Below are 12,007 nucleotides of genomic sequence, written 5' to 3' on the forward strand. Positions count from 1 at the left end.
AGATGCGGTGGCGTGACGGGAGACGACGTGGGAGAGAACGACGACCGGGACGGTGCGGACCTGGCGCACACGCAGGCCGCCGTGGCCGAGGACGAACTCCTCGCGACCGCCGCGCAAGAGGTCGCGCCCAGTACCGGCCGCCGGGCCCGCACCCAGCGGGTGCGTACCCGGCGCCTGCTCGGCGGCGGGCTCGTGGAGGTGGCCCCGATTCCGGCCCGCGATCCGCAGTCGGTGGTCCTCACCGATCCGAAGGTGCCCGAGCACCGTCGTTTCTGCTGGAAGTGCGGCAAGCCGGTGGGACGGAGCACCGACGGCAATCCGGGGGCGACGTCGGGTTTCTGCCCGCACTGCGGATCCCGGTTCGAGTTCTCGCCGCTGCTGAAACCCGGCACCCTGGTGGCCGGCCAGTACGAGGTCCAGGGCTGCATCGCCCACGGCGGGCTGGGCTGGATCTACCTGGCGATCGACCGCAACGTCGACAACCGGTGGGTGGTCCTCAAGGGGCTGCTGCAACTCGGGGACGCCGAGTCGCGGGCCGTGGCCGCCGCGGAACGCCAGTTCCTCGCCGAGATGGAACATCCGAGCATCGTCAAGATCTACAACTTCGTCGAGTCGCGGCGCGAACGGGATCTCACCGCCAGTTACATCGTGATGGAGTACGTGGGCGGCCGGTCGCTGCGGGAGATCCTCGCCCAGTATCCGCGTCCCGAGCGAATGCCCGTCGACGAGGCGATCGCCTACGTGCTCGAGGCGCTGCCCGCGCTCGAGTACCTGCACTCGATCGGACTGGCGTACAACGATCTCAAACCCGACAACGTCATGGTGACCGACGAACAGATCAAGTTGATCGACCTGGGTGCGGTCGCCCCGTTCGAGAGCTACGGATACCTGTACGGCACACCGGGATTCCAGGCGCCGGAGATCACCTCGACCGGACCGACCGTGGCGTCCGACATCTACGGTGTGGGGCGCACTCTCGCCGCCCTGACCGTGAATCTCCCGTCGGAGAACGGGCACTACACGGACGGCCTGCCGTCCCCCGAGCAGGCTCCGGTGCTCGCCGAGTACGGCTCGTTCCGGCGGCTCCTGCTGCGGGCCACCGACCCGGACCCCCGGCGCCGGTTCTCGTCGGCCGCCGAGATCGCCGGGCAGCTGGGCGGAGTGCTGCGGGAGATCGTGTCCTGCCGGACGCATCAGGAGCATCCGGCCCTGTCGACGATGTTCACCCGGCAGCGCGCGGTGTTCGGTTCGGACGAGGTGGTCGAACAGACCGACGTGTTCGCGGACGGTGTCGAACGCGACCGCAAGCTCAGCGCCCGCCGGGTCGCGGCGGCGCTCGCGGTACCCCTCGTCGACACCGACGATCCGGGTGCGCCGCTCGTCAACTCGGCCGTGCACAGCGACCCGCGGGTGACGCTCGACGTGCTCGACCGGTCCCGTGAGGAACGCGATCCCGATGCGCCCGAGTCGCTCGAACTCGTGCTCGCGGAAGTGCGGGCCCATCTCGACCTCGGAGACACCCGACGGGCCCGCACACTGCTGCAACCGCTGGGTGCAGCGCATCCGTACGATTGGCGGATCGACTGGTACTCGGGTCTCGTCGCGCTCGTCGCCGGCGACATTCCGGCAGCCCACGACTCGTTCGAGACCGTCGATGCCGCACTGCCCGGGGAGATCTCGCCGAAGCTGGCGCTGGCCGCCACCGCAGAACTGCTGCTCGCCGAGGACGGCGACGACGCGGACCGGTGGCGGCGGTCGGCGGAGGAGAACTACCGCACGGTGTGGCAGATGGATCGCAACGTCGTCAGCGCCGCGTTCGGGCTGGCACGCTGCCTGTCCGCTGCCGGCGACGTCCGCGGCGCCGTCGAGGCACTCGACCAGGTGCCGGCGGGCTCCCGCACCTACGGTGTGGCCCGGATGACCGCCGTTCTGACCTACCTGTCGGTGCGGCCGATCGGTTCGATCGACGAGAAGACGCTGCGCGAGTGCGCGGATCGGATCGATGCCCTACCGCACAAGGAGATCCGGCGACCGCAGATGCGGACGGTGGTGCTGGGGACCGCGCTGCAGTGGCTGCTCGCCGGGAACACCCCCACCACCGCACGCGAGCCGCTGCTCGGTGTCCCCTTCACCGAGCGCGGCCTGCGTGCGGGCACCGAGGCCGCACTGCGTGCGATGGCGCGTGGCGCCCCCACCGCCACACACCGCTACACGCTCGTCGATCTCGCGAACGTCGTGCGGCCCCGGAGTCTGTTCTGACCGGACCTGACGGTCAGGCTCGTGCCGGTTCCTGCACTGTCTGTTCCTTGCCGCCGTGTCCCCATCCGACGTGGGATTCGGCGCGCAGGCGTTCGACCATGTGCGGGTAGTGCAGCTCGAATGCCGGGCGCTCCGAACGGATCCGGGGCAGTTCGGTGAAGTTGTGCCGCGGCGGCGGGCAGCTGGTGGCCCACTCGAGGGAGTTGCCGTAGCCCCACGGGTCGTCGACGGTGACGACCTGGCCGTAGCGGTAGCTCTTGAAGACGTTCCACAGGAACGGCAGCGTCGAGGCGCCGAGGATGAACGAGCCGATCGTGGAGATCGTGTTCAGTGTGGTGAACCCGTCGGTGGGCAGGTAGTCGGCGTAGCGGCGCGGCATGCCCTCGTTGCCGAGCCAGTGCTGCACCAGGAACGTGGCGTGGAAGCCGACGAACGTCAACCAGAAGTGCCACTTACCCAACCGTTCGTCCATGAGGCGGCCGGTCATCTTCGGGAACCAGAAGTAGATGCCCGCGTAGGTGGCGAACACGATGGTGCCGAACAGCACGTAGTGGAAGTGCGCAACCACGAAATAGGTGTCGGTGACGTGGAAGTCGATCGGCGGGGACGCGAGCAGCACGCCCGACAGGCCACCGAACAGGAACGTCACCAGGAAGCCGACCGCGAACAGCATCGGCGACTCGAACGTGAGGTGGCCGCGCCACATGGTGCCGATCCAGTTGAAGAACTTCACGCCGGTCGGCACGGCGATGAGGAACGTCATGAACGAGAAGAACGGCAGCAGAACGGCTCCCGTGGCGTACATGTGGTGCGCCCACACCGCGATCGACAGGGCCGCGATGCCGATGGTGGCGTACACCAGGCCGCTGTAACCGAAGATCGGCTTGCGCGAGAACACCGGGAAGATCTCCGAGACGATGCCGAAGAACGGCAGCGCGATGACATACACCTCGGGGTGGCCGAAGAACCAGAACAGGTGCTGCCACAACATGACTCCGCCGGTCGCCGGGTCGAACAGGTGCGCCCCGAGGTGCCGGTCCACCCACAGGCCGATCAACGCGGCCGCGAGCAACGGAAACACCAACAGGATCAACAGCGACGTGATCAGGATGTTCCACACGAAGATCGGCATCCGGAACATGGTCATGCCGGGTGCGCGCAGGCACACGATCGTGGTGATGAAGTTGACCGCACCGAGGATGGTGCCGACGCCGCCCAGGGCCAGACCCATGATCCACAGGTCCGCGCCGACGCCCGGGCTGTGCACACCGTTCGACAGCGGCACGTACGCGGTCCAGCCGAAGTCCGCGGCACCACCGGGGGTGATGAAGCCGGCCGTCGCGATCAGACCACCGAACAGGTAGAACCAGTAACTCAGCGCGTTCAGACGCGGGAAGCTCACGTCCGGCGCACCGATCTGCAGCGGGACGATGTAGTTCGCGAAGCCGAACACGACCGGCGTCGCGTACAGCAGCAGCATGATCGTGCCGTGCATCGTGAACAGCTGGTTGAACTGCTCGTTCGACAGGAACTGCAGACCCGGCACCGCGAGCTCGGTACGCATCAGCAGCGCCATCAGGCCACCGACGAGGAAGAAGGCGAACGCCGTGACCAGGTACATGATCCCGAGCACCTTGGGGTCGGTGGTCGTCACCATCTTGTGTACGAAGGCACCCTTGGACCCGGCTGCGCCGCGGCGGGCGGGCAGCGGCCGCGACGCCGTCGGCGTGCGTGGTGGAGCGAGATCGATCTCGGGGTTGGCAACCATACCGGACATATTCGGACGTCCAAGGGTTCCCGGACGAGGGGCCAAAGTCCCGTTGCCGGTGGCCGACCGTCCCCGATCTGCGGGAACTACACGAGCGCGATCGATTTTCGTGCGATCGCGAGTTCCTCGTCGGTGGGGATCACGAGGATCTCGACGGCCGAGCCGTCGGCCCCGATCCGGCGTTCACTGCCGTCCGGGGACTCGTTGCGGTCCGGGTCCACCACGATACCGAGACCGCCCAGTCCGGCAAGTGCGTCCCGGCGCAGGATCGCACTGTGCTCGCCCACCCCGCCGGTGAACACGATCGCATCGGCTCCCCCGAGTTCGACGAGATAGGCGCCCAGGTAGCGACGCAGCCGGTGCACGTACACGTCGTACGCCAGCCGTGCGGCCGGGTCACCGTCGTCGATCATGGCGCGCACCGCCCGGAAGTCGTTCTCCCCGCACATTCCGAGCAGCCCGGAGTGCCGGTTGAGCAGGTCGTCGAGCTCGTCGACCGTCATGCCCGCGTTCCGGATCAGGTGCAGGATCACGCCGGCGTCCAGATCGCCGCTGCGCGTTCCCATCACCAGGCCCTCGAGCGGTGTCATCCCCATCGACGTGTCGACCGCGACGCCACCTCGGATCGCCGACACCGACGCCCCGTTGCCCAGATGCAGCACGATCTGGTTCGTCTCCTCGAGGTCCCGTCCGAGGAACGCGGCGGCCCGCTCGCCGACGTACTCGTGTGACGTTCCGTGGAATCCGTAGCGGCGCACCCCGTTCGCGTGGGCCACCGCGGTGTCGATCGCGTACGTCGCGGCCGCCTCGGGCAGGGTGTGGAAGAAGGCCGTGTCGAACACGGCGACGTGCGGTACGTCCGGCAGCAGCCGGCGCGCCACCTCGATACCGGCAACGTTCGGCGGATTGTGCAGCGGCGCAAGCGGAGACAGCCGTTTCAGTTCGGCGACGACAGCGTCGTCGAGCAGCGTCGGCTCCCGGAACACGGGCCCGCCGTGCACCACCCGGTGCCCCACCACCGCGACACCCCGTTCTGCGAGGGAACGTCCCGCTTCGGCGACGACCTCCTCGGCGGCGTGCAGTCCGGCGGTGTGGTCTTCGATCACGTCGTCGCGTTCGATCACCCCGCCGTCGTAGTGGTAGACGAGATGCCCCGACGACTCGCCGATGCGCTCGATCAGCCCCGACCCGTCTACCCGCCCCGACCCCGGTTCGACGAGCTGGAACTTGATCGACGACGATCCCGAATTGATCACCAGCACAACCGGTTCGCTCACTTCTGCACCTCCTGGGCCTGGATCGCGGTGATCGCGACCGTGTTGACGATGTCCTGTACGGTCGCGCCGCGGGACAGGTCGTTCACCGGACGGTTCAGGCCCTGCAGGACCGGTCCGACGGCGACCGCCCCGGCGCTGCGCTGCACGGCCTTGTACGTGTTGTTGCCGGTGTTGAGGTCGGGGAACACGAACACCGTCGCCCGACCGGCCACCTGCGACCCCGGCAGCTTGGTGTGCGCGACGGTGGGTTCGACGGCGGCGTCGTACTGGATGGGGCCCTCCACGAGCAGGTCCGGCCGCCGATCGTGCACCAGAGCGGTGGCGGCACGCACCTTGTCGACGCCGGCGCCGCTACCGGAGTCGCCCGTCGAGTAGGACAGCATCGCGATCCGCGGTTCGATCCCGAACACCGCTGCCGTCTCGGCGGACGAGATCGCGATGTCGGCGAGCTGTTCGGCCGTCGGGTCCGGGACGACCGCGCAGTCCCCGTACGCGAGGACCCGGTCCGCGAGGCACATCAGGAAGATGCTCGACACCGTCGACACCCCGGGCCGGGTCTTGACGATCTCGAACGACGGCCGCACGGTGTGCGCGGTCGTGTGTGCGGCACCGGACACCATTCCGTCTGCGATTCCCTTGTGCACCATCATCGTTCCGAAATACGAGATGTCGGTCATGACCTCGCGTGCCCGTTCCGTCGTCATGCCGCGGTGCGCCCGCAGCCGCGTGTACTCGGCCGCGAAGTCCTCGAGATATTCGGATCGTCCCGGGTCCAGGACGGTCGCCGACGCCAGGTCCACGCCGAGTTCGGCGGCGCGGGACCGCACCCGCGTCTCGTCGCCGAGGAGGATCAGATCGACCACGCGGCGGCGCAGCAGCCGGCCCGCCGCACGCAGGATCCGGTCGTCGTCGGCCTCCGGGAGCACGATCCGTTTCGGGTCTGCGCGAGCCCGGTCGAGCAGCTGGTACTCGAACATCTGGGGTGTGACCACCGACGGGAACTCCACCCGCAGCCGTTCGATCAGGGCGGGTGCCTCGACATGCCGCTCGGTCAGCGCCAGCGCGATGTCGATCTTGCGCAGCGCCCCCGTCGACATCCGGCCGCGGGTCTGCGCGGCCACGGTCGCGGCCTCGAACGAGCCGAGCGTCGTCGCCAGGATCGGCAGCCGCGGCCCGAGGCCGGCGATCAGTTCGGCCACCGCCGGGTGCGGGAGGATTCCGCCGCTCATCACGATCCCCGACAGCGACGGGAAACCCTGCGCCTCGTGCGCGTTGACGAGAGCGAGCAGCACGTCCGACCGGTCCCCCGGCACGATGACGAGTGCGCCCTCGGTGATCCGTTCGAGAATGTGCTCGGCGGTCATCGCCCCCACCGACACCTCCACGGCCTCCCGGTGCAGCAGCTCCGGGTCACCGCTGAAGAGGGTGCCGCCGACGGCGTCGAGCAGTTCGGTGACCGTGGGCGCGAACAGCAGTGGAATCTCCGGCAGGCTCCACACCGGAACGCCGACGACGGACGGCGCGGCCGCGTACTCGTCGAGCCGGTCCGGCGGGCACCGGTTCACGACGATCGCCACCGGATGTGCGTGGTGCGCAGTCAGTTCCGCGACGCACACGTCGGCGAGCTGCCCCACCTCGTGCGGGGTACGGCGGGCGCCGCGCAGGGTCAGCAGAACCGGCGCCTCGAGGTTCGCGGCGATCCGGGCGTTGTAGCCGAGCTCGCTGGGGTTCGGCACGTCGGTGTAGTCGGAACCCACGATCACGACGGCGTCGCACCGGGCGGCCACGTCGTGGTAGCGGGAGACGATCTCGGCCAGGGCGCCGTCGGGGTCGGCGTGCACCTGCTCGTACGTCACCCCCACACACTGCTCGTACGTGAGATCGGCCGTCGCATGGTCGAGGACGAGTTCGAGAATGTGGTCCGTCTCGTCGACCGAACGGGTGATCGGCCGGAACACTCCCACCCGCGCCGTCGACGCACACAGCATCCGCAGCACCCCCAGCGCCACCGTGGACTTGCCGGTGTCGCCCTCCGGTGCCGCGATGTACACGCTCGACACGGTCCCCGTATCAGCCATGCGGCACAGCCTAGTGAGCTGTCGCGCATAATCGACGCCCATGAGTGATTCGACATTTCCGGACGTCCGGTGGGGCTCGGAGACCAGCATCCTGCGCCGCCCCGGCATCGCGTTCGCGTCGACACGGCTCGGGTCGTGGACGATCCGCAATCTCGCCGGCGTCGACCGGCGTCTCCTCGAACGCAGCCGGGGCCGGTTCACCGTCCTCGGCCCCATCGGCGCACCGACCGTGCTGCTCAACACGATCGGCCGCAAGTCCGGGCAGCGCCGCACCAGTCCCCTGCTGTACATCCGGGACGCCGACCGCCTGGTCGTGGTGGGCAGCAACTTCGGGCAGGCCCACCACCCCGCCTGGACCGCGAACCTGCTGGCACAGCCGGAAGCGAGCGTGACGATGGCCGGACGAGACATCCCCGTCCTCGCCACCCGTGTCACCGGCGACGAGAAGGACCGGCTGTACGCGAAGTTCGTCGATCTGGCCGGCGCCTACGGCGTCTACCGGGGACGCACCGACCGCGACCTGCGCATGTTCGTGCTCACCCGCCGCTGATCAGGCGACCTCGGCGGTGCCGGGATCAAGCAACCGACGGCCGGTCGATGTTCGACACGTCCGCGCCGGCTTTTTCGAGGCGGGTGAACAGCTCGTCGGTGCCGTAGCGGGATGCGAACTGCAGTTCGGCGTCGGTGACGGGGACGGCCTGCAGCCACGTGTCCACGGCGTCGTCCCGGTCGACGAGGATCTCGAGGTCGGGCCAGAGGAACGGGACGACCAGCAGCACGTGCCGTGTGGAGTGTCCCGGGTCGGCGTCGTGAACGGCGTTGGGCACGATGGTGTTCGGGGTGACGTGGAAGGAGCCGGCGGCGATCCGGAACGCGCACCGGGCGAGGACGTCGGACATGGGCCGGTAGTCGGCGCGGCCGACGGTGATCAGTTCGGTGCGGATCGGGCGGCCGTCCTCGGTGGTGACGTTCGTCGGGAACCGCGTCATGTCCAGCGTCGCGTACGACGCATATCCCGGGCCGGGGCAACCGTCGCCGACCGCGATCGCCACCTCGTCCGGCTTCTCGCCGTCCGTGTCGTCCGGGGTCGCGTCCCGGAACCGCAGCACCTGGGGTGCTCCACCGAACACCTCACCGATGCGGTGTGCTGCGGCCCGGACGTCTTCGCTGGATTCCATGGGAACGAGCCTAGAGGCCGGTTCCGGTGGAACCCGCGTCAGGCCAGTGCGCGCAGCCGCGGTGCGAGGTCACGCTCGAACAGGTCGAGGAACCGCTTCTGGTCGTGGCCGGGTGCATGGAACACGAGGTGGTTGAGTCCGGCGTCGAGGTAGGGCTTGATCTGTTCGACGGCGGCGTCGGGGTCGGAGGCGACGATCCACCGCTTGGCGACCTGTTCGATGGGCAGGGCGTCGGCGGCGGCCTCCATCTCGATGGGGTCGTCGATGGAGTGCTTCTGTTCCGCGGTCAGCGACAGCGGCGCCCAGAACCGGGTGTTCTCCAAGGCGGCCGCCGGATCGGTGTCGTACGAGATCTTGATCTCGATCATGCGGTCGACGTCGTCGAAGTTGCGGGCCGCCTTCTCGCACCCCTCCTTCACGGCGGGGATCAGCTTCTCGGTGTACAGGTCCATGCCCTTGCCGGACGTGCAGATGAACCCGTCGCCCGCGCGGCCCGCGTAGCGGGCGACGACGGGACCACCGGCAGCGATGTAGACCGGGATGCCGCCCTCGGGGACGTCGTAGATCGACGCACCCTTGGTGCGGTAGTACTGGCCCTCGAAGTCGACGCGGTCACCGGTCCACAGGTCCCGCATCAGCTGCACCGCCTCGCGCAGCCGTGCGAACCGCTCCTTGAATTCGGGCCACTCGCCCTCGAAACCGGTGGCGATCTCGTTGAGGGCTTCACCGGTGCCCACACCGAGCATGACGCGTCCCGGGTACAGGCAGCCCATCGTCGCGAACGCCTGCGCCACCACCGCCGGGTTGTACCGGAACGTCGGGGTCATCACCGATGTCCCCAGTTGCAGCCGCCGGGTGCGTTCCCCGACCGCCGTCATCCACGAGATCGAGAACGGGGCGTGCCCGCCGTTGTGCCGCCACGGCTGGAAATGGTCACTGACGGTGACGCTGTCGAGGCCGTGTTCCTCGGCCATCACCCCCAGCTCCACCAGATCACGCGGCCCGAACTGCTCCGCGGACGCCTTCAACCCCAACTTCAGTGCCTGTGCCACCGGTTCTCCGATCGTCTACCCGATTCGATGGTTCGAGTATGCCTGCCACCGGGTCGCGGATGTGGGCGGCATCTCACTCGTGGCCGGTCACCAGTTGCGGATCCGGTTTCCAGTCGTAGACGACGGACGTTCTCAGCACGATGTCCTGCAGGGAGCGCCGCCGCGGGTCGACGATCACCCAGGCCAGCCCGAATCCGAACAGCACGCACAGGATCGCGCGGGCCGCGCACCGCGGCCACCGCACCAGACGCCCACGACTGCCGACCAGGCGCAGCCCCATCGCGACCGCGCCGACCGTGCGCCCGTTCGTCGCCCAGCACACCGTCAGATAGGCGACGGACAGTCCGACGAACGTCGTGGCCGACTGCAGGAACTGGGCCTGCGGGAAACGGAACTCCTGCGGCGAGAACAACAGTCGGGCGAACACGAGGCCCATGTAGATGGTCCCCATCAGGAACAGCACCACCCCGATGTCGATCAGGGCCGCGATCCCGCGGGTGACGATGCCGGCCGGCCGATGCTCGGGGTCGAGCCGTGGGGGCGTGTTCACTCGGTGCCACCGTCACGGCCGAACAGGCGTCCGACGAACCCGGAGACGGCGTCGTCGGCGGCCATGCCCTGCGCCCGCGCGCCACGCACCGCCTCGGTCGACATCGTGCTGGTGGACTCACGGATGATCCGCTGCAGGTCGACACCGTCGATCACCTGGTTCGACAGGCCGACGAGGTCGAGGCGGTCGATGATCCGTTGCAGGTCGACACCGTCGGCGACAGCGTCCACGTCCACCCGCTCGAGGATCGGGGCGATGTCGACCTTCGCGGCGATGCCGTCGACGTCCACCCGGTCCACGATGCGGTCGATGTCGACCTTCGCCGCTATGCCGTCGACGTCCACCCGGTCCACGATCCGTTCGATGTCCACGCCGTCGACGATCGCGTCCAGGTCCACGTGGTCCCGGACGACGGCGGTGAGGTCCACCTCGGTGAGCGCGACCGCCACCACCTTGCGCAGCACCGCGCGCAGAACGTCGTCGACGACGCCGGCCGTGGCCCGGATCGCGGTGTCGCCGCGGGATTCGAGGGTCGCGAGCCCGTCACCCAGGACGGGGATCCTGGCGGCGGTGTCGAGCACGGTGCTCGCGGCGGCCCGGGCGCCGTCCCCGACGAGTGCGGCGAATCCGGCGATCACCCGCACCGGGTCGGGAGTTCGACTGCCGTCCATACCGACATCCAAGACTCTGTGGGCGCGAATGTCGATTCCCGGTCCCGGTCGCGGCCCCGATCGCACCCACCGGGACCGTTCGGGCCACTATGCTGGGACGAGCTTCGTTCAGCCGGAATGCAATTCACGCCGAATCGGCGGGAGGTGCGCGATGAGAAGCTTCGGTGCGATTCTCACGCTCGTCGGAATGCTCGTACTCACGGCCCTCGGCGCCGCCCCCGGCGGCGCGGCCACCGCACAGGCCAATCCGTCGCCGGTCGGGGCAGTGACGGGGACGACGGTCGTGAGCGATCGGGTGACGCGGGTGTCGGTGTTCTCGCCGTCGATGGGCCGGATCGTGACGAGCGATGTCATCCACCCGGCCGGGGGCGGACCGGCACCCACGTTCTACCTGCTCACCGGCATCACCGGCGGCGAGGACGGCGTCTCGTGGTTCAACAACACGAACGTCACCCAGTTCTTCGCGGACAAGCACGTCAACGTGGTGCTCCCGGTGGGCGGCGCGTTCTCGATGTACACCGACTGGGTCGCCGACGATCCGGTGCTGGGTCGCAACAAGTGGCAGACGTTCCTCACCCGCGAGCTGCCGCCGGCGATCGACGCCATGTTCGGGACGACCGGGGTGAACGCGATCGGCGGGGTGTCGATGGCGGCGGGCCCGGTCCTCGACCTCGCGATCCAGGCGCCCGACGTGTACCGGGCCGTCGGCTCGTACAGCGGCTGCGCGGGCACGAGCAGCGCGGGCGGGCAGGCGATGGTGCGGTCGATGGTGGAACTGCGCGGCGGCGGCAACGTGAACAACATGTGGGGTCCCGGCGGCGGCCCGCTGTGGGTGCAGCACGATCCACTGGTGCAGGCGGAAGGCTTGCGCGGCAAGGCCTTGTACCTGTCCGCGGCGTCCGGAATGCCCGGCGCGATCGACCAGCTCGATCCTCGGTGGGCGCTGCCGCAGGCCATCGGGGGCGGTGTCGTGGAGGCCGTCACCGACAACTGCACCCGCATGATGGACGCACGGCTGCGGTCGCTCGGCATCCCCGCGACCGTCGTGTACCGCGACGTCGGCGGCCACACGTGGGGCGTGTTCGAGGCCGAGATGCGCGATTCGTGGGCCGTGATCGGCCCGGCGATCGGCGCATGACGGATACTGGACCCCGTGAGCACCGATGAGCGGAAC

10 protein-coding genes are annotated in these 12,007 nt (G+C 69.0%); 3 read left to right on the top strand and 7 right to left on the bottom strand.

Annotation, left to right across the window (positions count from 1 at the left end; all coding sequences use genetic code 11):
* The first annotated feature begins 27 nt into the window (after nt 1–27).
* Entirely contained in the window at nt 28–2,259 is a 2,232-nt protein-coding gene (locus Q5696_RS18035; RefSeq protein WP_305092625.1) for a serine/threonine-protein kinase, read from the top strand.
* A 13-nt stretch (nt 2,260–2,272) separates the two neighbouring features.
* On the opposite strand, the gene ctaD is transcribed toward Q5696_RS18035, so the two are convergent.
* The 3 genes from ctaD to pta all read right to left on the bottom strand — a co-directional run bounded on the left by ctaD (nt 2,273) and on the right by pta (nt 7,382).
* A complete protein-coding gene (ctaD, locus tag Q5696_RS18040; RefSeq protein WP_305092626.1) occupies nt 2,273–4,027 on the bottom strand; it encodes an aa3-type cytochrome oxidase subunit I in 1,755 nt (584 codons plus the stop codon).
* 86 nt (nt 4,028–4,113) lie between these two features.
* Nucleotides 4,114–5,304, bottom strand: coding sequence for an acetate/propionate family kinase (locus Q5696_RS18045; protein WP_305092627.1), 1,191 nt, complete (start codon nt 5,302–5,304; stop codon nt 4,114–4,116).
* Complete coding sequence (gene pta / locus Q5696_RS18050) at nt 5,301–7,382, bottom strand: phosphate acetyltransferase (RefSeq protein WP_305092628.1); 2,082 nt, start codon at nt 7,380–7,382, stop codon at nt 5,301–5,303. The genes Q5696_RS18045 and pta overlap by 4 nt, the downstream gene beginning before the upstream one ends.
* 40 nt (nt 7,383–7,422) lie before the next feature.
* On the opposite strand from pta, the gene Q5696_RS18055 reads away from it, so the two are divergent.
* The gene (locus tag Q5696_RS18055) at nt 7,423–7,932 is read left to right on the top strand and encodes a nitroreductase family deazaflavin-dependent oxidoreductase (protein WP_305092629.1); all 510 of its coding nucleotides are present in this window, start codon (nt 7,423–7,425) and stop codon (nt 7,930–7,932) included.
* A gap of 25 nt (nt 7,933–7,957) precedes the next feature.
* Here the strand turns inward: Q5696_RS18055 and Q5696_RS18060 are convergent, their stop codons facing one another.
* The 4 genes from Q5696_RS18060 to Q5696_RS18075 form a co-directional block, all read right to left on the bottom strand.
* Nucleotides 7,958–8,560, bottom strand: coding sequence for a suppressor of fused domain protein (locus Q5696_RS18060; protein WP_305092630.1), 603 nt, complete (start codon nt 8,558–8,560; stop codon nt 7,958–7,960).
* A 38-nt stretch (nt 8,561–8,598) separates the two neighbouring features.
* Nucleotides 8,599–9,612, bottom strand: coding sequence for a glucose-6-phosphate dehydrogenase (coenzyme-F420) (gene fgd, locus Q5696_RS18065; protein ID WP_305092631.1), 1,014 nt, complete (start codon nt 9,610–9,612; stop codon nt 8,599–8,601).
* 73 nt (nt 9,613–9,685) lie between these two features.
* Entirely contained in the window at nt 9,686–10,162 is a 477-nt protein-coding gene (locus Q5696_RS18070; RefSeq protein WP_305092632.1) for an RDD family protein, read from the bottom strand.
* Nucleotides 10,159–10,833: a hypothetical protein gene (locus Q5696_RS18075; protein ID WP_305092633.1), complete on the bottom strand. Its 675-nt coding sequence runs from the start codon at nt 10,831–10,833 to the stop codon at nt 10,159–10,161. Before Q5696_RS18075 ends, Q5696_RS18070 begins: the two co-directional genes overlap by 4 nt.
* A gap of 151 nt (nt 10,834–10,984) precedes the next feature.
* On the opposite strand from Q5696_RS18075, the gene Q5696_RS18080 reads away from it, so the two are divergent.
* A complete protein-coding gene (locus tag Q5696_RS18080) occupies nt 10,985–11,971 on the top strand; it encodes an alpha/beta hydrolase (protein WP_305092634.1) in 987 nt (328 codons plus the stop codon).
* Nucleotides 11,972–12,007: the final 36 nt, after the last annotated feature.

This window comes from Prescottella sp. R16, assembly GCF_030656875.1.
GTDB lineage: Bacteria > Actinomycetota > Actinomycetes > Mycobacteriales > Mycobacteriaceae > Prescottella.